Annotated in this window: 18 protein-coding genes and 1 other annotated feature; of the genes, 2 read left to right on the top strand and 16 right to left on the bottom strand. The window is 35.4% G+C overall.

The window, feature by feature from the left end:
- The first annotated feature begins 55 nt into the window (after positions 1–55).
- Positions 56–1498 (top strand): nicotinate phosphoribosyltransferase, encoded by a 1443-nt coding sequence (locus tag H9L01_RS08825; RefSeq protein ID WP_187533594.1) that lies wholly within the window; start codon positions 56–58, stop codon positions 1496–1498.
- Positions 1499–1562: 64 nt separating this feature from the next.
- On the opposite strand, the gene H9L01_RS08830 is transcribed toward H9L01_RS08825, so the two are convergent.
- The 6 genes from H9L01_RS08830 to thrS all read right to left on the bottom strand — a co-directional run bounded on the left by H9L01_RS08830 (position 1563) and on the right by thrS (position 9965).
- A complete protein-coding gene (locus tag H9L01_RS08830) occupies positions 1563–2750 on the bottom strand; it encodes a hypothetical protein (protein ID WP_187533595.1) in 1188 nt (395 codons plus the stop codon).
- 303 nt (positions 2751–3053) lie between these two features.
- Complete coding sequence (locus H9L01_RS08835; protein WP_187533596.1) at positions 3054–4007, bottom strand: ABC transporter permease; 954 nt, start codon at positions 4005–4007, stop codon at positions 3054–3056.
- Between the two features lie 2 nt (positions 4008–4009).
- Positions 4010–5095 carry an ABC transporter permease gene (locus tag H9L01_RS08840; protein WP_187533597.1) on the bottom strand — a complete coding sequence of 362 codons (1086 nt, stop codon included), beginning with the start codon at positions 5093–5095 and terminating at the stop codon, positions 4010–4012.
- Entirely contained in the window at positions 5082–6617 is a 1536-nt protein-coding gene (locus H9L01_RS08845; RefSeq protein WP_187533598.1) for an ABC transporter ATP-binding protein, read from the bottom strand. Before H9L01_RS08845 ends, H9L01_RS08840 begins: the two co-directional genes overlap by 14 nt.
- 322 nt (positions 6618–6939) lie before the next feature.
- Positions 6940–8046, bottom strand: a complete 1107-nt coding sequence (locus H9L01_RS08850; RefSeq protein ID WP_187533599.1) for a BMP family lipoprotein — start codon at positions 8044–8046, stop codon at positions 6940–6942.
- Positions 8047–8210: 164 nt separating this feature from the next.
- On the bottom strand, positions 8211–9965 hold the full coding sequence (thrS, locus tag H9L01_RS08855; RefSeq protein ID WP_187533600.1) for a threonine--tRNA ligase: 1755 nt from the start codon (positions 9963–9965) through the stop codon (positions 8211–8213).
- 37 nt (positions 9966–10002) lie between these two features.
- Positions 10003–10200, bottom strand: a binding site (T-box leader).
- Positions 10201–10481: 281 nt separating this feature from the next.
- On the opposite strand from thrS, the gene H9L01_RS08860 reads away from it, so the two are divergent.
- Positions 10482–11183 carry a hypothetical protein gene (locus H9L01_RS08860; protein ID WP_187533601.1) on the top strand — a complete coding sequence of 234 codons (702 nt, stop codon included), beginning with the start codon at positions 10482–10484 and terminating at the stop codon, positions 11181–11183.
- Positions 11184–11300: 117 nt separating this feature from the next.
- On the opposite strand, the gene H9L01_RS08865 is transcribed toward H9L01_RS08860, so the two are convergent.
- From H9L01_RS08865 to polA, 10 genes are all read right to left on the bottom strand, one after another.
- Entirely contained in the window at positions 11301–12527 is a 1227-nt protein-coding gene (locus tag H9L01_RS08865) for an aminopeptidase (RefSeq protein ID WP_187533602.1), read from the bottom strand.
- Between the two features lie 38 nt (positions 12528–12565).
- Entirely contained in the window at positions 12566–13792 is a 1227-nt protein-coding gene (locus tag H9L01_RS08870; RefSeq protein WP_246448985.1) for an aminopeptidase, read from the bottom strand.
- Entirely contained in the window at positions 13792–14703 is a 912-nt protein-coding gene (locus H9L01_RS08875; protein WP_187533603.1) for an ROK family protein, read from the bottom strand. The genes H9L01_RS08870 and H9L01_RS08875 overlap by 1 nt, the downstream gene beginning before the upstream one ends.
- Positions 14704–14717: 14 nt before the next feature.
- A complete protein-coding gene (pyk, locus tag H9L01_RS08880; protein WP_187533604.1) occupies positions 14718–16145 on the bottom strand; it encodes a pyruvate kinase in 1428 nt (475 codons plus the stop codon).
- Positions 16146–16158: 13 nt separating this feature from the next.
- A complete protein-coding gene (gene pfkA / locus H9L01_RS08885) occupies positions 16159–17118 on the bottom strand; it encodes a 6-phosphofructokinase (protein WP_187533605.1) in 960 nt (319 codons plus the stop codon).
- Positions 17119–17196: 78 nt separating this feature from the next.
- Positions 17197–18120 (bottom strand): ATP-binding protein, encoded by a 924-nt coding sequence (locus H9L01_RS08890; RefSeq protein ID WP_187533606.1) that lies wholly within the window; start codon positions 18118–18120, stop codon positions 17197–17199.
- Positions 18120–19283 carry a DnaD domain protein gene (locus H9L01_RS08895; protein WP_187533607.1) on the bottom strand — a complete coding sequence of 388 codons (1164 nt, stop codon included), beginning with the start codon at positions 19281–19283 and terminating at the stop codon, positions 18120–18122. Before H9L01_RS08895 ends, H9L01_RS08890 begins: the two co-directional genes overlap by 1 nt.
- The gene (gene coaE, locus H9L01_RS08900) at positions 19270–19854 is read right to left on the bottom strand and encodes a dephospho-CoA kinase (RefSeq protein WP_187533608.1); all 585 of its coding nucleotides are present in this window, start codon (positions 19852–19854) and stop codon (positions 19270–19272) included. The genes H9L01_RS08895 and coaE overlap by 14 nt, the downstream gene beginning before the upstream one ends.
- Positions 19851–20672 carry a bifunctional DNA-formamidopyrimidine glycosylase/DNA-(apurinic or apyrimidinic site) lyase gene (gene mutM / locus H9L01_RS08905; RefSeq protein ID WP_187533609.1) on the bottom strand — a complete coding sequence of 274 codons (822 nt, stop codon included), beginning with the start codon at positions 20670–20672 and terminating at the stop codon, positions 19851–19853. The genes coaE and mutM overlap by 4 nt, the downstream gene beginning before the upstream one ends.
- Position 20673: 1 nt before the next feature.
- Positions 20674–23187 (bottom strand): DNA polymerase I, encoded by a 2514-nt coding sequence (gene polA / locus H9L01_RS08910; RefSeq protein ID WP_187533610.1) that lies wholly within the window; start codon positions 23185–23187, stop codon positions 20674–20676.
- Positions 23188–23200 lie beyond the last annotated feature (13 nt).

The raw sequence follows: 23200 nt of genomic DNA on the forward strand, positions 1-23200 counted from the left end.
CAATGTAGTTATTATTGTACATCAATGTTTTACAAATAGAAAGAACGGTGACAAAATGATTGAAAATAACGATAACGTATTTCTAACAGACCTTTATGAGTTTACGATGGCTTACTCTTACTTTAAAGCAGGACGCCATGAAGAAATCGTTTATTTCGACATGTTTACACGAAAAATACCTAACGATGGTGGCTACTTAATCTTTAATGGCCTATCCAAACTTATTGAAGCTCTTAACAACTTTAAATTTAACCAAGGACACATTGACTATCTACGTACTCAAGGATTTACAGATGAAGCTTTCTTAGACTATCTTCTAAATATGAAACTGAATCTCGATATCTGGGCAGTTGAAGATGGAACTGTTGTCTTTAAAAACGAACCTTTTGTAACAGTTCGTGGTACGGTGATTGAAGCTCAATTAATTGAAACATTACTCTTGCTTTCAATAAACTACTCAACTTTAGTTACAACAAAAGCAAGTCGCATTGCCAATGCAGCACGTGGTCGTGCAGTCTTAGAATTTGGGGCACGTCGTGCTCACGGATACGATGCATCTGTTGATGGTGCTCGTGCAGCAATTATTGCAGGTTGTGTTGGAACATCACACACACTTGCTGGTTATAAGTATGGTGCCATGGTATCAGGTACAATGGCTCACTCCTATATTCAGCTTCATGATTCAGAACTTGAAGCCTTCATGGAGTTCTCTAAGTACAATCCTGATAACGCAATATTCTTAGTAGACACATATGACACATTAAATTCCGGTATTCCTAATGCAATCAAGGTTGCAAAAGAATACTTAATTCCTAATGGATATCGTCTCAAAGCAATTCGTTTAGATTCTGGTGACCTTGCCTACCTTTCAAAAGAAGCTCGTAAAATGTTAGATGAAAACGGACTTCAAGATTGTAAGATTATGGCATCTAATGCATTGGATGAATTCATTATCGACGACTTAATTTATCAAGGTGCGAAAATCGATCAATTTGGTGTTGGAGAAAACCTTATCACATCAAAATCAGAACCGGTTCTTGGTGGCGTATATAAACTTGTTGCTTCTGAAGCAGACAATGTGATCACACCTAAAATCAAGGTGAGCGAAAATATCGAAAAAATCACGAACCCTGGCTATAAACGTCTGTATCGTTTCTATGATAACAATACGAATAAAGCTCTTGCTGATTATATTGCACTTGCTGATGAATCGATTCCAACTGATACCATTACAATTTTCGACCCTAATGCAACATGGAAGAAAAAGACACTTACAAACTATCAAGTTCGCGAACTTCAAGTTCCAATATTTGTAGATGGTGAATGTGTCTATGAAGTGCCAACACTCGAAGAAATTCGAATTTATTCAGAAAAAGAGATGGAAACAATTTGGGACGAAGTGAAACGTCTTCACTACCCTCACAAATACTATGTCGACTTATCACAAGAATTGTATGATCTTAAATTACAACTCTTACATGACGTTAACAACGACTAAATAAATAATAAAACACGTACAAATCCTAAATGTACGTGTTTTTAATATACTTTTGCTCTCATTTCTACTTTTGTTTGATAAGCGAGATCTTCATATTTTCTTTCTCATCAAACTGAACGATTGCGAACTTTTTATGTTCGATTCGATATACAAAAGGAATTGCATGTTGATCGTACCCTTCATAGTTGATTGTAGTAATAACCAAGTCATTGCTTCCGTCTTTGTTATCTTTCAATTCAAAAATCCCTGCATAAGCCCCTTCAAGATTTGATTTTACTGATTCATCATTTGGAAATCCATTATAGACAACAAGACTTGACTCTTCACTATTCGGTTGTAAACGACCCATATTATTTGGAAGTTTTTGTGTTGGTTTATTTCCGAGATATCCTGTCATTGTATAGGATTTTATGTTGTATTTTTCACTTTCTCCTAACTCAGCAAAATCAAATGCAAAATCCTCAGAAAATAATAATACATTAGCAATATCTCCAGATATTTTACTATTTTTAAATTTATTGTTTTCGATTGATTGGTAAAATACTGACCCCTCTGGTGTTCGAGTTGTAAATCCGAACCTATTAAAACCTTTAACCAACTCTGTAGAAGTCATCACTTCGTAATCATCTTCGAGTGTATATTCACTAACCTCGTTATCAAAACTGTAAATGACTTCTGGGGTAAAATTTTGATATTTCACTACTTTTTGGTGAAGTTTTACAGCTTGATTGTTTTCCAATTCAAAAGATTCAAACGCATAATAAATCACATCATCGTATAAGTAAAAACTGGGTGACTTTGAAAAGTTATATATTAATCCTTGATCTATCACTTTATCAGCTGTATTCGGATGTGACGAAACAACTTGTATGTTTATTAATCTTGATTCAAGATTATCTAATTCATCTGGTGAAATCGTTGAAAAAATAACTTCATCATTAACGAGTATAAAATCCCAAACTCTAACATCATAATCAAATTCTTTTAGTGTTTTAATTTTTTTAGTTTTTAAATCTAATGCAAGTAATCGAATGGTACGAAAACCCGTAGTATAATCGTCATCAATTATATCTTCAGATACCAATAAAGTATTATTAACGAGTCCATGCGTATTATAGTTCGTATTGTCACCATCACTCGCAACTTCAAATGTACTTTCACACACGAACCTTACGCTATCCTCATTACTAGTACAACTCGACGCAACAAAAAGAAAGCAAGCCAAGACCGAAATTTGCAAATATTTCTTCATATGTTTCCCTCCTTTATTATTTTAAAAATACTGATAACATTATAGGCAGTTATTTCTCAAATAAAGCAAATAGGAAAGATTTAAAAACACCACTGAGATAAAAAAAGTATAAAATCAAGAAACACTCTTTCTTCATATAAATTTTAACATGAAAACACTCCAGTAACAATATTGCTCCCAATCTTATAACTAATAGCAACATAATTCTTTAGATTTTAGGCTGTAACATAAGTTCAACAAGTAAAAAAGCGGTAAATATACCGCTTTTAAATATATATTAATTGAAATCTAATGAATCTAGTTTTATCGCTTACCTTGATCATACGGATCACCCAGTGCTTTAGGAGCCGCAGATTTCTTAGAGGTAAAGATTAGAACAATAAGTGTCGCAACATATGGAATCATCTTGTAGAATTGTTCCGGAATTCCTGAATTTAAGAGAACAGGAATTGCTGAGTATGTGTTTGAGATTGTAAGTGCAACCGCAAAGAATAGCGACGATAAGAATACATTGAGTGGTTTCCATTGACCGAAGATTAAGATTGCAACAGCCAAGAATCCATAACCGTTAACGGTTCCACTGAATGATGTACTTACTGGTACGGTAATCAAGAGACCACCGAGCCCTGCAAGAGCTCCAGAAACCAAGACCGCTGTCCAACGTATTTTCTTAACATTAACACCAGCTGCATCGAGCGCATGTGGATTTTCTCCTGCCGCTTTGAGACGAAGTCCAAATCGTGTTTTATTAAGAATGTAAATGGTCACAATCAGTAGTATAATCCCAACTAAAGTTGAAATATATACATTGGTAAAGAACATTCTACCAATGACTGGTATATCACTTAATCCCGGAATCTTTCTAATTAAAAAAGTATTCTTGAATGGGATTTCTTTAACATTATTAAATAATCGAGCGACAAAGACTGTGAATGCTGGTGCAAACATGTTGATTGCTGTACCACTGATTGTTTGGTCAGCGTTCATATTAATTGATGCGAATGCATGAACTACCGCAAGCAACACCCCACTTAAAGCTGCGACAAGCATTGCAACGATGAAAAGTAATTGACCACTCATTGATCCTTGTAGGATAAACATCGTTACAATTCCGAAGAAAGATCCAAAAACCATGATTCCTTCAAGGGCAATGTTTACAACACCACTTCGTTCAGAGAAGAGTCCTCCCAAAGCAACAATCAGAAGTGGAATTGCGATATATAAGGTTTGTTGAAATATGAAATAGAACATATCCATAATTATTGAACCTCCTTATCTTTTTTCTTAAACTTACCAATGAACTTTTTAAGAAGAATTGATAAGGCACTAATATAAATAATAGCTGCAGTAATAACTTCAATAATCTCAGGTTGTAGATTGAGTAATTGTAAGTTGCTACCACCATAAGTGATATGAGATATAAAGATACCTGAGAAGATAATCGCAATTGGATTACTTTGAGCAAGTAAAGCAACAGAGATACCATCAAATCCTTCTTTTAGAATCGAGTACGAAGCATTTAAGTATACTCCGACATCTGACAAGTATAGTAGTGCTCCACCAAGTCCAGCTAGCATACCTGCTATTGCCATTGAGAGGATAATACTTTTCTTTTCATTAATTCCAGCATATTTACTTGAGTGTCTATTGTATCCAACAGCCTTAAGTTCAAAACCAAACGTTGTTTTATTTAAAATAATATGAATCACAATAGCAACTACTATAGCGATAACTATTCCTATATTAATTGATGATTTGGGAAAGATGACATCCAATCCCATACGAGGTAGGTATGCATTCTTTGGTTGAATGGTTCTACTGTATACTTGATCAAATGTTGAAATTCTCATCCAAAAGTTAACGAGATACATTGCAATGTAGTTCATCATAATAGAAGCGATAACTTCATTAACATTTCGATAAGCTTTGAGAGCTCCGACAATCATTCCCCAAATTGCTCCAGCAAATGCTCCAGCGAGCATAGCAACTAACCAAGCAATTGAGGGTGGAAGCCACGTCCAGTTAACACCTACATAGATTGCAGTAAATGCACCAATCATAAATTGACCAGAAGCACCAATGTTGAAGAGTCCTGTCTTAAATGCAAAACCAACAGACAACCCTGTTAGGATGATTGGTGTGGCACTAAACAGTACGTTTCCTAATCCAAAGATTCCATGATAGAATCCACCTTGCAAAATAATTCCAAATGCATCAATAGCATTTTTAGGATTTGTAGCTAGAATAATAATAAATCCAAATACAAGACCAAAAATAATTGCAAAGATCGATGCTAACAAGTTATCAAATTCATCAGTTTTACGGAATTCATTAAATCGTTTCATTCTTGTTACCTCGCTTTGCTCCAGCCATATAGAGACCTAATTCTTGTTGAGTTACGTCTTCAGGCTTAAATTCACCGACTAGTTCTCCATCATGAATTACTAAGATGCGATCACTAACGTTCATAATTTCTGATAATTCATAGGAAACGAGTAAAACTGATTTACCCGCATCTCGTTGAGCTACAAGTTGCTTGTGAATGTATTCAATAGCTCCAACATCAAGGCCTCGAGTTGGTTGAACTGCCATAAGGACATCAGAACCCAAATCGATTTCTCGTGCTAAAATTGCTTTTTGTTGGTTACCACCTGACATGCTTCGTGCAATGGAATCAGGACCCTTAGAACTACGAATATCAAAGGACTGAATTAAGTCACGGGCATATTTATCAATATGAGCAAATTTTAGAAAACCCTTCTCAGCAAACTGCGGCATAAAGTATTTCTTCAATGCCAAGTTGTATGCGAGATTATATTCTAAAACGAGACCGTCACGATGTCTGTCTTCAGGAATATGAGAAATACCATGTGTATTTCTGTATCGAATTGATTTATCTTCGATATTTTCACCGTTCAATACGATTTCTCCTGATTTGATAGGCATCATCCCAGCGATAGCATAGACAAGTTCACGTTGTCCATTCCCCTCAATACCAGCGATACTTACGATTTCACCGCTATGGAGTGCAAAGCTAGCACTTTTGACAGAATCATGGTTTCCATGGCTTGACTCAACCGAGAGATTTTCGACACTGAGTACGACATCACCACGTTCAATTGGTTTTAAATCAATATCAAGATCAACTTTACGACCAACCATCATTTCTGACATTTCTGGAATCGATACGTCAGCAACTTCAACAGTTCCAATATATTTTCCTTTACGTAAGACAGTGCAACGATCAGCAACACGTTTAATTTCACCAAGTTTGTGAGTAATCAAAATTATTGATTTCCCCTCTTTTTGAAGCTCCAACATAATTTCCATTAACTCTTCAATTTCTTGAGGTGTTAAAACAGCAGTCGGTTCGTCAAAAATCATAACATCACTTTCACGATACAATAATTTAAGAATTTCGACACGTTGTTGCATCCCTACAGAAATATCTTCAATTTTTGCATCAGGATCAACATTTAGATTATAACGTTCACTTAATTGAACAATTGCTTCACGAGCTTTCTTTTTATCAACAGCTCCCTTTACCACTTCTTCAACACCTAAAATGATGTTTTCGGTAACAGTAAAAGTATCTACTAATTTAAAATGTTGATGAACCATTCCAATTTTAAGCTCAGTTGCTTGTCTTGGATTGGTTATTTCTACTTTATTTCCATTTACAATTATTTCTCCAGAATCGGGTTGATACATTCCGAAGAGTATTGACATAAGGGTGGACTTACCTGCCCCATTTTCTCCTAAGAGAGCATGTATTTCACCCGTACGAAGAGCCAACGACACATCATCATTTGCAATGATGCCAGGAAATGTCTTCGTAATATGATTCATTTCGACTATATTTTTCATCTTTCGCACTCCTATACTTCTATTCTACACAATCAAAATACATAGTGAATTTCAACCAAAAAAACTACACAATTATCATAAATTGTATCTCACTAATCAATAAACATCTGACCCCTTTTTATATTGTGTTAAATAGTCATCAATAGCTGCATTCTTTCATTCTATTATTATGTTTATATGAAACCCTTTGTGTTGAGTTGTAATGAAATTGCGACACTATCTATCCTAATTACTATAGATATTTTAGCACTATACACTCATTTAAGCAAGCGGTTACATAAAGGCCATAATAAACTAAAACCCTCCACAGAGGGTTTTGGTTTTAGTTATAAATAACTTTTACTTTTTCAAGTTTGATATTTCCGAAATCATTATCATGTGTTTTTTCCATCTTAGTTCTGATTCCGTCTTTATCTTCTTTCAATTCTTTATAAATCTTATCGTAGTCAGCTTGTTTGAATTTTTCAAAACGGCTTGTATCCATTGGTAGTCCAACGGAATCTACATCGATACCATAAGAAAGTGTTTGTCCACCAGGGAATTCATTCTTAAAGTGTTTTGTTAGAGCATCCTTAACTGAAGTTTGTAATTGCTTAATAGCAGATGTAATAACTACATCACTTTCTTTACTTTGATCAGAGTCAACTCCGATTGCTTTTTTGTTTGCTGATTCAGCAGCAGCAAATACTGATGCACCAGCTCCCCCAGCAGCAGAGAAGATAACTTCAGTTCCGTTTGCATACCATCCAGCAGCTAATTGTTGAACTTCTGGTTTTGGTACGAAGCTATTAACATAGTTGTAACGAACTTCTACATCAACGCCTAATTCTTTAGCAGCAGCATCAGCACCGTATAGGTAACCAACACCGAATTTTTCAACTGCAGGAACACGAATACCACCAACGAAGCCAAGTTTTGTCATGCCTTCTTTAACTGCAGCATATCCAGCGAGGAATCCTGCTTGATGTTCTTCGTAAACTAATGACACTGTGTTTTCTCCAACTTTAACAGTTGAGAAATCGTCAGGGTCTAATTGAGGTTGACTATCGACAAAAATGAAGTGCACATCTGGGAATTCAGCTTGTGCTTGATAAACAGCTTTATTGAATAAGAAACCAGGAGTTACGATAACTTTAGCTCCACCTTGTTCAATCGCTTTTTTAATCGTATTGTAGTACTCATCATCATTTGTTGATTTAGGTCTTAGGTACCCAATTTTTACGTCTTTATTTTCTTTAGCGTATTCTTGTACCCCTTCCCAAGATCCTTGGTTGAATGAACGGTCATCGATTGTCCCTTCATCAGTAATTAATATAATATCAGCTTTACCGTCACCGAGTTCGGCAGCAGTATCTTCTTTTTCTTTACCACAAGCAGTTAACCCTAAAACAACTACTAATGATAAAGCAACCATAAGCAACTTCTTCATATTTTCCTCCTACAAGTTTTTCCTTGTAATCTTAGTGTATCCAATATATAAAATAAAATCAACATTTTTCGAAAGAATGTAACCGCTGTCAATATACATTTGTAGCGGTTTAGGTGCTATGTCATGACATATTGTTTGTGAAAAAACTCTCGAGTGATCGAGAGTTAATCTTTTTCTATTTCATGAATTGTTTTGTTTTTAATCTCATTATTGACAAGTTCTAAGAATTCTCCAAGTGAGTATGGATTTTGTGCACGCTCTCCAAATCGACGAAGGTTCACAGATTTATTTTCAATCTCTTTATCACCAATAATAACTTGAAGCGGAATTTTATTCACTTGAGCTTCACGAAGTCTGTATCCTAATTTTTCATTACGTCCATCCACATGAACTCTAACCCCTTGTTCTTCAAGTTGTTTAGCAACTTCATAAGCATAATCCATATGGAACTCTGTATTAACTGGAATTATTTCAACTTGAGTTGGAGCTAACCAAACTGGGAAGGCACCACCAAAGTGTTCAATTAATATTCCAATAAATCGCTCAATTGATCCAAAAATAGCACGGTGAAGCATGATTGGACGTTTTTTAGTGCCATCTTCTGCAACATATGTTAAATCAAATCGTTCTGGTAAGTTCATATCAAGTTGGACAGTACCACATTGCCAGATACGGTTTAGCGAATCACGAACCTTGAAGTCAAGTTTAGGACCATAGAATGCACCATCTCCAGGATTGATTTTAAACTCTTTTCCTGCTGCGCGACATGCATCTTCAAGAATTTTTTCTGAATGATCCCAAACGGAAATTTCTCCAATGTATTTGTCTTCGGGTCTTGTTGATAATTCAATTGAGTATGTTAGACCAAATACTGTATAAATTTCATCGATGAAATCTAGAATTTCAACAATTTCATCTTGAAGCTGTTCTTCTGTCATAAATAAGTGGGCATCGTCTTGTGTAAAGGAACGCACGCGGAATAGTCCGTTCAATGCACCACTTGCCTCGTGACGATGAACCGTGCCCATCTCAGCAAGACGAATTGGTAAGTCACGATATGAATGAAGACCATTCTTATAAACTAACATTCCACCTGGACAGTTCATTGGTTTAATTGCAAATTCACGGTCATCAATTGTTGATGTGTACATGTTATCACGATAATTTTGCCAGTGACCTGAAATTTCCCAAAGTTCTTTATTTAACATTGTAGGCGTTTGTGTAAATACATAGCCACGACGAACATGAGCTGCATGATAGTATTCGTCAAGTGCATGGCGGAGTGTCATACCATTTGGTAGCCAGAATGGGAATCCTGGACCATATTCACTCATCATGAAGAGTTCAAGTTCGCGACCTAATTTTTTATGGTCACGTGCTTTCGCAGCTTCTAGCCATTCAAGGTAGGCATCAAGATCCTCTTGAGTTTCGAATGTAATACCGTAAACACGTTGCAACATTTTATTGTTTGCATCACCTTTCCAGTAAGCACCAGAAACTTTTGTAAGCTTGAAATATTTCATTTTCTTTGTTGTTTCAACATGAGGTCCGCGACATAAGTCGATAAACTCCGCTTGACGATACGCTGAAATTGTCTCGTCATCTGAAAGATTGTTGATAATGTCAACTTTATAAGGGTCGTCACCAAATTCTTCTAAAGCTTCCGCTTTAGAGAGTTCAATACGAGTAATTCTTTTATCCTCTTTAGCTATCTTACGCATCATCGATTCAATTTTTGGAAGGTCCTCTTCAGTGATTTTATCATCACCTAAGTCGATGTCATAATAGAAACCATCTTCGATGACAGGTCCTACCCAAAAATGAGCTTGGGGATATAATCTTTTAACTGCATGTGCAAGTAAGTGTGCAGATGAGTGATTCAACACATTTAACTGCGGATCTTCTTTAATATTAACCATAATATCTCTCCTTTATATAATAAAAGCGTCCATTCGACAAAAGGACGAATGGACGCGGTACCACCTTTAATTCACTAAAAATATAGTGCTCTCAAACTGTTAACGCCAGCATACGGAACCTTTTCGAAAGTTCAACTCTGAGATGGTAATTAAAGACTTTTACGAGAAGTTTTCACCAACCACTTCACTCTCTAGTTCAAAGTACCTTTAACCTTGTTCTCTTCAATGTTTATAGATACATTATACAAATAATTTAATAAAAAACAAGTTAGAATGCTCTATTAATAACTATTTTACTATTAATTCTCATTTAGTGAACAATTCACAAAGTATTGTAACCCTTTTCATTGTTGTCATGATATAATTGTGTTGTGAAAGGAAGTTAAGCAATTAACTCTATGGTAAAGTTATGAAAAAAACTTTAATAATTTGCCTTGTGCTAATTCTGACCTTAGCGGGTTGTTCCAAAAAAGATACAGGTTCCAATGACGATGGGGGAAACCTGAACCACAAAAAGTGGTTGCTAAATTGGATACTAACAAACCATTCGTATATAGTGAAATTAAAGAAAAATATGATCAAAAGGAATCAATATCAAAATTCCTTGGAGAATCTATCTCGATGTCAAAAGGACCTATTTCCAAAGATCCTTACATGGGAGATCTTCAAAATATAACATTGAATTTTGATACCGAATCTTCAAAGAAAATTCAAGATGAATTAAACAAAGAAATTGATACTCTCGAAAAAGATCAAGTGAAATATGAAAATATGAAGGGAACTTTTGCACTCATTAATTACGCTGAAACTGATAATACAATTTCATTTATGACTTTCAAAAGTATCTTCCCTACCGTCCCTGCTGATGTCGGTATGTACACGATAAAGTCTTATGTTTTCAGCAAAAAAGATGGAAAACCAATGAACAAAAATGAAGTCTTAGACCTTGCAAAAGTTACCAATGATGATATTTACGAACAAATGATTAAAAATCTCAAACCAGAAGAACCTGACTACGATAAGAATGCAATCGACTACAAGATTGCTTTTGATTCTTGTGATGCAACAAAGTATGAAAAATGTATCTCAATTGGTACTGAGGATTCTTTATATATTAATGAAAACGGAAAGCTAAGTGTGATATTAACCTATCGCTATCTAACTCAAAATGCATTGGATCCTGACGCTGTATTCTATCTTGTTTTCCAAATGAATTAAGTTAATTATTATAGCTACTATGAGATTGCAGAAGACCCCAACAAGTGTTGGAGACTTCTTTTTATTTTTTTCACGTATTTTCGAGTAGCAAAAACATAATTAAACTAAAGCTAATGTCTATAAAATTATATTTCCCGCTTCGATAATGGTTACTTCCTGACCATCTTTTGTAATTCCAACCGCATTCATATCTTCACTACCAAACATAAAGTCTACGTGAATCATAGATTGGTTTACATTATGTTTAAGAAGTTCTTCTCGATCCATCATACCACCATCGGGAATTAATGGATAACCTTGTCCAAGAGCAATATGACACGATGCATTTTCATCAAAGAGTGTATTATAGAATAATAAGTTTAAATTTGAGATTGGTGAATCATGAGAAATTAACGCAATTTCTCCAATACGATTACTGTTTTCATCCGTTGCAAGGAGTTCTTTTAGTGCATCATAACCCTGTTTCGCATCAAAATCAACGACGACACCATTTTCAAATTTCAACCAGAATTCATCAATCAAACGTCCATTATTGTTTAAGGGTTTCGTGTTGTATACAATACCATCGACCGCCAATCTGTCTGGTGTTGTAAAGGATTCCTCAGTTGGAATATTCGCGTTAAATGCGATTCCTTTTTGAGAATTTTTCTTTCCGCCATTCCATATATGATTTTCTACTAAGCCTACTTGAATGTCCGTTCCTTTAGCATTTTTAAATTTAATTGCTTTAAAATCATAGTCATTAAGAAGTTTATTTTGGTGAGCAAGTACTTCATTATGTTCTACCCATGCTTGTTGCGGATCGTTATCTTCTGTTACTCGTGAAGCATATAGAATGCTTTCATATAGTTTTTGGTATCCTTCTTCACGTTCTGCATCTGGAAATACCGCTTTAGCCCAATTGTAGGTTGGGTATGCTGCAACTAACCATTGACCTTGGCTACTCATGGAGTAGTTTCTAAACTTAGCCATCGCCTTACCATTTGCTTGCATTGATGCGGAAACTTTCTTGCTATCAACATCATCCATTAATCCTGGATTAGGACTTCTCAACGCAATCATGCAAAGATCACGGTGACGATAGTCTTCGTATTCATCAACTTTCCAGCTAGGTATGTCTGTTAAGGTTTCTGTATCCATGTGGAGATAATTAAGTCTCGTAATGGCTTCACTAGTAAACTTAACGATAACTTCCTTTGCACCATTTTCATAGGCGATTTCAGTTAAAATCGTTACAAACTCATGATGTTCAGGTCCAGCGTTAATTAGCAATGTTTGCCCTTCTTGAACATTAACACCTGTTTTAACAAGTAGTTCTGCATATTTTCTATCTAAATTTTTCATTGTGTCTCCTTTATAAAAAAGCGTGACGAATCACGCTTTTAAATAACAAAATTTCCTTTATCAAATACTGTTATTTCTTGATTATCGTAAGTTAAACCAATAACACTCATATCTTCGCTACCAAACATGAAATCTTCATGGTTGATTGAGTCATTTGAATTATGTGCTAAAAGTTCCTCTTGTGTCATTTCTGTACCACCCTTGATATTCATTGGGTAAGCACGTCCTAAAGCCATATGGCATGACGCATTTTCATCAAAAAGCGTATTGTAAAATAAAATGTTTAAATCCGAAATCGGAGATTGATGAGAAATAAGAGCGATTTCTCCAATATGACGACTTCCTTCATCAGTATCAAGAAGTTGTTGGAGTGTTTCTTTTTCTTGTTTAGCATCAAAATCAATAACTTTACCATCTTTAAATTCTAACCAGAACTCATCAATAAGTTTTCCGTTATAGTTAAGAGGTTTTGTAGAGTAAACTCTACCATTTACATTTAAACGATCCGGCATTGTGAATGATTCTTCAGTTGGCATATTTGGATTAAAAGTTGTACCTTTTTCTGAAGTTTCTTCACCGCCAGCCCAAACGTGATCTTTTACAAGACCTACTACTATATCTGTTCCCTTATCATTTTTAAAATGTAATGATTTAAAGTTAAAGTCGTTTAAGACCTTATTTTGATGGGCAAGAACATGGTTATGTTTGTCCCATGCTTCGACCGGATCATCATTTTCATTAATTCTAACTGCATAGAGAATTGATTCAAATAGTTTTTGGTATGCTTCTTCATCTGAGAGTTCAGGGAAGACTACACGTGCCCAAGCAACTGTAGGAAGTGAAATGAGTGACCATTGACCACGATTAGCCATTGTATACTCTCTCATGCGTTTAAGAGCTTCTCCTTGTGCCTTAGCTTGTGCAGCAAGTTTCTCACCATCAACATCAGCCATAAGCCCTGGTGATGGCGCGTAGACAGAAAGCCTACATAAATCTTCACTTAAATAATCATCATTTTCATCGATTAACCATTGTGGTACTCGTGTAAATGTTTCAATATCTTGGTGTAATGCATGTTCTTTAGCAATAACATCATCGCCATACTTAACGACAACACGTTTTGCACCACATGCGTATGCTTCCTTAACAAGTAAACGAGCAAATTCATAGTGTTCAGCTTTAATATTGATAATCAAAGTTTGACCCTTTTGAACATTAACTCCAACTTGTACAGCAAGTTTTGCGTATTTTTCTAATAAAGTCATTATAGTTCCTCTTTTGAATAACATAACATTGCGGCACCGATAACTCCTGGTTCTTCAAGTGATGCCATAACAAATTCAGTATCTCTCATTTGAGGATGAACTAAATCTTGATATGCAGCAATCATTTTATCCCAGTATAAATCGCGTGACTTAGTCACACCACCACCAACTACGAATACATGTGGGTCACAAACATGTGCTATACATGAAAGCATCATTCCCATATCATAGCTCATGTTGTCGATGATTTCTTTCGCTGCTTCGTTGCCTTCTTCATAAAGCTTAAATACTTGATAGCCTGAAGTGATTTCAGGATCAATTAATTTTTGAGCTTTACGTACGATTGCGGAACCACTCGCTTCATTCTCAACTGCACCAGCATTAAGTGAGTTTACATCACTTAAACGTGGGCGGCTGCGATCAATCACAATGTTTCCGACCTCTCCGGCATATCCTTTATTTCCTGAAACAACATGCCCGTCTACTACAAGTGCGCCACCAATACCTGTTGAATGCGTAAAGTAATAAACAACACGTTTTCCCTTACCTGAGCCAACTAAGGCTTCAGCAAGTCCAGCAACATTGGCATCATTATCCATGTATACTGGTAGTTTAAATTCATTTTTAAAGAAATCAACAATTGGATATCCAGTAAATCCTTTAAGATTGGTTGCGAGTGAAACACAACCTCTTTCTGTATCAACTGGCCCAGGTATTCCTATTCCTATTCCTAAACAGTCCTTAAAGTGCTCTAAGTTGTTAATCATATCTACGATATTGTTAAGAACAATCTCAGGTCCCTCAGTTGCTAAAGAAGGGCGCTTTATTTCTTCAATAATTTCGCCCATCTCATCTACAACAGCGACACGAACATTTGTTCCTCCAATATCGATACCTAAATATCTCGACATTGTTGTCCCCCTTGTTATTTTACTTCAATAATTTTCATTAAGTTTGTGTTACCTGTTCCTGTAGGATATCCTGCAGCAATGATAACTTTTTTACCTGGTTCAACACCATATGATTTTGCAAATGCAGATGCTAATTCATCATCATTTGTCATATCATTTCTTACATCTGAGAACACAGGAATTACTCCCCATGTCATTGCAAGGCGACGTTGAACTTCGCGGTCAAATGTAACTGCAATAACTGGCACATTTGGACGGTATTTTGAAATACGACGTGCTGTTGTACCACTTTGTGTAAAGGCAACAACTGCTTCAACATCATCAAGGTTTAGAGCTGTTTCAGCAATTGACATACCAATGGAGTCTTGCATTGTACGTTTTGATGTTTTGATTGAGTGTTCTAATCTTTCACGGTAAGGAATAATTGCTTCCATTGCCAATGAGATTTCACGCATTACACGAACTGCTTCAACTGGGTAGTTCCCTACTGCTGATTCACCTGAAAGCATGATTGCATCTGTTCCGTCTAGGACAGCATTTGCAACGTCACTTGCTTCAGCACGTGTAGGACGTGGATTTTGTTGCATTGATTCAAGCATATGAGTAGCAGTGATAACTGGTTTACCCATTTTGTTTGCTGTTTTAATAATTTGTTTTTGATAGATTGGAACAAGGTGAGTTTTAACTTCAACACCTAAGTCACCACGAGCAACCATAACGCCGTCAGCAACTTCTAAGATGCTTTCTAAGTTATCGAAACCTTCTTGGTTTTCAATCTTAACAATGATTTGGATATCTGGTTTTCCAGCTGCATTGATAACTTCGCGAATATCAAGAACATCTTGTGCACGACGTACAAATGATGCTGCAATGAAGTCGATTCCGTTGTTTGCTCCAAATGTAATGTCACTACGATCTTTGTCTGACAAGAATGGCATACTTAGAACTACGTTAGGAATGTTTACACCTTTACGTGTTTTTACAAATCCTGGATTTTCAATACGGCAGATCAAGTCTTTGTCATCTTTATCGATAACTGTTAAACGAATTTTTCCGTCGTCAATTAACAAGTAGTTTCCAACTTGAACGTCATTATAAACTTCAGGAACTAATAAAGTAAAGCGTTCTTTGTTACCAACATAGTCAGCATCAAATCCAACTTTTACAATGTCGCCTTCAGCAAATTCAACTGCGCCATTTTCTAAATCGCCACAACGAATTTCTGGTCCTTTAGTATCTAAAAGAATTGCTAAGCTCATTCCAATACGATCGCTAACTTCGCGAACACGTTCCATACGTTTCAAGTGATTTTCTTGAACGTCATGTGAAAAGTTGAAACGAACAATATTCATTCCTTCTTTTGCTAATTTTTCAATCATTTCTGGGGACTCTGATGCAGGTCCTATAGTACAAATAACTTTGGTTTTTTTCATTTCTCTCATTAGAAAGTTCCTCCTATACCAATCTGTCATGCAATTCAAAAAATGGTCTTCTTGATTTCTTAGGCATTGCTAGAGCTTCTTTAATATCGATAGATATAATTTGTCCATCAACGAGCCCTAAACAACGACTGCTTTCACCGGCTATTAAGCATTGCACAGCTTTGTCACCGAATTCAGTTGCCAATATACGATCTCTTGCTGTTGGCGATCCACCTCTTTGGATATGTCCAAGAACTGTGGAACGACCTGAGAAATCAGTATGTTGTGAAATCTTTTGTGCTAACAATTCTGTATCAGTAATTTTTTCACTGATAATTACGATAGCATGACGTTTCTTCTTATATTCTTCAAAATAACGAAGACGCTCTAATACTTCAGCCTCATCATAACCTGTTTCTTTTGTGATAATAATTTCAGCCCCTGTGGTGATCCCTGCATAAATTGCTAGGTCTCCACAACGGTTTCCCATTACTTCCACTACAGAACAGCGATGATGCGAACTTGATGTATCTCGCAATTTGTCAACATTTAGAATAACAGTATTTAACGCAGTGTCAAATCCAATCGTATAATCTGTTGATGCGATATCATTATCGATTGTTCCTGGGATACCAATACAATTAATACCCATTTCACTTAGCGCCATTGCACCTCGATAACTACCATCACCACCGATAACGATGAGACCCTCAATACCATGCTTCTCTAAATTCGCAACTGCTTTCTTTCGAACTTCAAGCAATTTAAATTCTTCGAGGCGTGCACTTCCTAAAGTGGTTCCACCTTGGGTAATGATATCACTCACGTCTCCTCTTTCAAGACGACGAATGTTATTATTAACCAATCCTTCGTAACCATCGAATATACCATAAACTTCAAGTCCTGAGGAGATTCCAGAACGGACGATTGCACGAATTGCGGCATTCATTCCTGGAGCATCACCACCAGATGTCAATACACCGATTTTCTTCATAATTCACCTCTTGCACTATCATATCATTTTTTAATGTTATTTTCTTGCTAAATATTGTCAAAACCATGTAAAACATTGTTAATTTTTAGTTCTACGATTCATTCCAACCATTTCATAGGGCTGTGTTAGTGAAAAAATGCGATCTACGAGTCTTTTTGCACGGATTTCATCCGACACTCCCCTTTGATCTACTTTATACAACTCAACTAATAAATCTGGGTTATAGTTACTGGTTATCAATGTTTTGCGTTTGTTTTCCATTCGATCATTCAAGATAGAAAGTAAAATTTCATCACGACTCCATGATGTAATTGACTCAGCTCCCAGATCATCAAGTACCAATAATGGCACATTACGAAGTCTCCGCAATACATATTCCATTTGACTCGGATTATTAAAGTATTGCTTAAGGGTATTCATTAAGGTTGGAACATGAACGTACATTACTTTTTGTCCGTTTTTCGCAAATTGATTGCTTACACATGCACAAATATAACTTTTACCAATTCCAAGATTCCCATATAAGAAATATCCCAAGTTATTATCAGAAGTAAATTCAATCATTGTCTTTAGAATGTTTAAGTAATTTGGATTTTCTTGCTCAAGATTAATTGTTTCAAAATGAGCAGATTGAAGTGCGAGAGGCAATTCGAAAATCTCATAATTTTTGAGATATGCAACTTCTTTTTCTATTTCTTGGACAAGTGGAAGTTGATAGAATACTTCAGAAATTATTCCCGTATTACTGTCATACTCGAGATTAATATAGTTCCCTAGATTGGGATCTTTTTCTAACTGTTCACGTGTAAATGATTCAGCTTTTCGTTTACTTTCCAACCAATTTTTAAATGTGCTGGCATTTTCTTTCACAACATCTTCTGGACAATTATAGTGTTCGATAAATCTTTGAATTTCAGGTTGCTTAACGAGATACTCCGCGACTTTTTTTGAATACTCTACTTGCTCTTCGTTTAATTCATATTTGAAATTTCTAAATGACATTAGGAACCTCCCTTATTAATTAAATCTTTTAGATTTTGTTTTAATACAGTTACGTCACCTTCAATTTGATCATTTGTTGAATATTGCGGTGGTGCGATTTCAACTTTAACACGTGACTTAGTTGTGGTTGATTTTGTTTTCTGTAATGGCTTCGCTATTTCTTTTAATGCTTTGTCTAACGAATCAACATTGTTTCGTTTCCAAACCGATGCGATTTTTTCAACATACGAACGATTGAGATTTTTATTATTCGTTTCAAGAATGTACTCGATGAGAACATTGATAACTTGATTATCAAATCCAAAGTTTTGACTGAGCGAGTGCAATAAATTCCTATCTGCATCAACAATGTAGTCATGATTTTGTTTATATGCTAAGAAACTCAATGGATCTAATTCATATGGGTTTGATACTGTTTCTACAGAAACACGTCCGTAGTTTCTTTCAATAATTCTTTGGAATTTCTTTTCATCAAATGTATTCGAAGAAAAATTCGTAGCAGACATCAAACACGCTTTCATATCAGCGTGGTTCATTTTATAAAGAGAACCGAATTCTCCGATACACTGTGTCACCAATTGCGTTCTCAAACGTACGGGAAACACGGAAGGAGATAACGATTTATAGAATCCTTGGACATCAAAACTGTACTCACTCGCACTCTCAGTTTTTTGTCCAGCATCTGAAAATTCTGCCTCTTGGCTTTCATCCCAAGAAGATAAGCGTGTAATATCGAACGACGATGAAATTTCTTTTCCCTGATCAATTAGTAAACTTGATTGATAAAACATGGATTTTTCTATAAAAGCATCGTGTCCCATCACAATCGCATAAAGTCTACCAAATGTTGGATGAAGTAAAAATTCGCTCGGAATAAGTGGTCGATTCAACACAATATTATAGTTGTTTGTGTCGATATCAAAAGTTCTAATCAAAGCAAACTTTTCAAGTTCTTTACGAACAAGTTGAAGTTCTTCAATATCGAACTGTAAGTAAGTGCTCAAATCTCGAACATCAATGCCCCCTTCTCGAATTCCAAATTGATAAAGAGAAAGATACAAACTCATAGCTGGAAAAGCAAAGAGTGGTTGGTATAAGAGCGCCAATGACTCGTACTCATCCGGCGCTAACTTGAAAGCAACATTCACATTATATCTTTTCATTCAGTTCCTCCATTTCTTTAAGCAAATCATTGATTGTTTGGTGTAGATTATCAATCGTACCATCATTATTAATGAATACATCTGATTTGCGAATTTTCTCGTTCTCATCAAGATGACGATTCATTCTTTGATCTGCGTCTTGTTGATTAAGACCTCTTTTGCTCAATCGTTTAATTCGAAGATCATAGGGTGCGCTAACCATCCATATTTTATCAAATAATGATTCCATTTTCGCCTCAAATAGTAAAGGAACTTCAAAAAATACGATGGATTCAGTATTAATGGATTGAATTTCTTGTGTAATAAGTGGAAAAACTTGAGATTCTAACCACATTAACATTTCACGATTACTAAAAACATAGAATGCCATTTTCTTACGATCAATTTCGAAGTTTTCGTCAAGAATGTCTTCACCAAATTTTTCAAGCAGTATTTCATAGAGTGCGTGACCTTTTTGGTAATAGGTATGAGCCATTTTATCGGTATCGTAGACACGATAACCAAGTTCTGCAAGATACTTACCCACTTGAGACTTACCGCCCCCTATAGTTCCTGTAATCGCTATTTTCATCGTTTCACCTTTTGGCATTTCGGACAGAATACGGTTGAACGACCTCCAACTACAATTCGAACCATTGGCGTTTCACAACGAGAACAAGGTTCTCCTTCTTGACCATAAGCTTTAAGAGTAATTTGAAATCTTCCCGTAACATTTAATGCAGAGGTATAGGAACGAATCGTTGTTCCTCCTGCTGCAATCGCATTTTCTAAAGTGTTTCGTGTTGAGTTAATGATTAACTCGCATTGTTTTTTTGTTATTTTATTTCCTTTAGTTAACGGATGAATTTGAGTATCAAATAAAATTTCATCCGCATAAATATTTCCAATTCCCGTAATAATGCTCTGATCTAATAAAATCAGCTTGATAGCTCGTGTTGATTTATGAATTGCTTCATACAAATAACTACTTGTTAAATGAGTATCCCATGGCTCAAATCCTAATTTTTTTCTCATGAAATAAGAATCAGGATCTTTAGTTACTGCCATTCTCGAAAATTTACGAGTATCTAAATAATGAATCTCATGATGTTCAGTTTGCATGAGTAAGTGAGTATGCTTGGTTAATCGGTGATGTGTTCCATAGAGATGAAACTTCCCTTCCATTCGTAAATGAATAATCCAATAATATCCATCAGAAAACTCAAAACACAAATATTTTCCACGACGATGGAATCCCACGAATTTTTTGCCTTCAAGAATTTCCATCGGATACATACTATCAGTTTCTAAAAGAGGTTCATACATCAACTCGACATGATTGACTGTTTCATTCAACAACGATTTTTCCAATGTTCTTACAATCGTTTCTACTTCTGGTAATTCTGGCATGTTAATCCTCGAACCAATTCTTTCCAGTAGCAACCGAGACTTTTAACTTCACTGGCCAATCTACGATATTTTCCATAACATCAACCATCATTGGAACCACACGGTCGAGTTCTTCATCTTTGACATCAAAAATCAATTCATCATGTACTTGAAGAATCATTTTTGACTCAAATTGGTTATCATGTAATGTTTTCTCAGCTTTTATCATAGCAAGTTTAATAATGTCAGCTGCCGTTCCTTGAATAGGAGCATTCATTGCTGCACGTTTCCCAAATTCTTTCACTGCACGGTTTTTATCATAAATTTCGGTAATATATCGACGACGATTAAAGAGTGTTTTAACATAGCCGTTTTCTTCACAATCTATGACGACTTCATCCATGTATTTTGTAATATTTGGATATATTTCATTATATCGATTAATAAATTGAGTTGCTTCCTTGACAGGTATATCAAGTTGTTTTGATAAACCAAAGCCTGACATTCCATAAACAATTCCAAAGTTTACAGATTTTGCCTGACGTCTCATAAGACTCGTAATTTCATCTGTACCAAATATTGCTTTTGCAGTTTCAGTATGAATATCTTTATCATTATTAAAGGCATCTAACATTTGTTTCTCATCAGCTAAGTAAGATAAAACTCGTAATTCAATTTGAGAATAATCAATGGATACAAGTGTTGATCCTTCTGATGCCACAAACGCTTTTCTAATTTCTCGAGTTTCTTCATCGCGAACGGAGATGTTTTGTAAATTCGGCTCCGAAGATGATAAACGTCCTGTTTGCGTTGCATGTTGATTATAAGTTGTGTGAATCTTCATATCTGAGGAAATATGTTTCACAAGTCCAATTGCATAGGTACTATAGAGTTTTTGATATTTTCTATATTCTAAAATCGGAGTAATAATTGGGTGTTCTGATTCCAGGCTTTCGAGAACATCCACAGCTGTTGAACTCTTTTTCTTAGTTGGAAGTCCAAGTTTATCAAACAGTACTTCTGCTAGCTGTTTGGGTGAATTCAAGTTAAATGATTCACCCTCTACATAACCAAAAATTTCATCTTGTAAACGATCAATCTTTTCTTTTGTTTCATCCGCAATACGGTCAAGAACAGATTTATCAACATGAATACCGCGGTACTCACATGCTGCAAGAATTGAGACAAGCGGTAGTTCAATATCTTGATATACATGTACAACTTCATCATTTTGAGCCTTTGCTATTAAAGTTTCATACAAAGATTTTAAAGATTGAGTGAAAAGATAATCTCTTTTTTCTTCATCATATGCTTCAAACCATAAATTATATTCATCTTTCATTTTATCGAGAGTCGTAATCGATGAATCTACGATAAATGAAAGCAATGAAAGGTCTTGTACTTTTGTGGTAACCGGCATGTGATACTCTAGAGCAAATCGGTAGATTGGTTTCGAATCAGAACAAATGATTTCGCCACCACAGTTTAATAATTCCTTAAATTCAGTACGAGTCACCATTTCAGCAAGCGTCAAATAAGCAAATTTGTTATCTGATACGAGGTATACACCTCTTAATTGTTGCTTTTTATCCAAATCAGGGTGAAGATTAATGACTTCTTTCAACCAACTTGAATCGAATTCAGAAAGCACAATCTCAATATCCTCTTTTATTTCTTCTGTTTCATAATCTTCAGTAATCAAGGAATTCATATCATACTTACGATAGAACGCATTAAGTGTTTGAAGGGGTGCTGTATAGGCAATTTCTTCCAACTCCAGTTCAAAAGGAACTTCAGTTTCAATTTTTGCTAAATCATATGACATTCTAGCCTGATCTTCAAACTCGCGAAGTTTCTCACCCATTTTTCCTTTGATATCATCTTTATGATCATAAAGGTTTTCAAATGTACCATACTCTTTAATTAACTTTAATGCAGTCTTTTCACCAATTGAAGGCACTCCAGGAATATTATCACTGGTATCTCCCATCAATGCTTTAATATCAACAATCTGACTAGGTGTAATCTCCATTTCTTCATAGAGTGCTTCAGTAGTCATTGTCTTAATTTCAGTTAATCCTTTTTTCATCAATAAAACATCAGTATTTGGAGCAATAAGCTGTAACATATCCCGATCACTTGTAAGAATCTCAATGCGATCATTTGGAAATTTATTTGACATCGTTCCAATAATGTCATCTGCTTCATAGCCACTTAATTCAAATCGTTTAATAGGATAGGAATCTAAAAATTCACGAACTAAAGCAAATTGAGATACAAGCTCTTCATCCACTTCTTTTCGAGTTCCTTTATAATCTGAAAACATATTATGTCTAAAAGTTTTATCCTTTGTATCAAACGCAACCAAGATGTGTGTTGGTTTTGTAATCTCAATGGCTTTGTCCAACATGGTGGAAAAACCGAAAACAGCATTAGTGACGACGCCACTGCTCGACTTCATGTATCCACGCGACATAGTTCCATAATAAGCTCTGAAGAGCATCGAGTTTCCATCAATAACTAATATTTTATTCATTCCTTTACCCTCT

The organism is Erysipelothrix inopinata (assembly GCF_014396165.1).
In the GTDB taxonomy this organism is placed as follows: Bacteria; Bacillota_I; Bacilli_A; order Erysipelotrichales; family Erysipelotrichaceae; genus Erysipelothrix; species Erysipelothrix inopinata.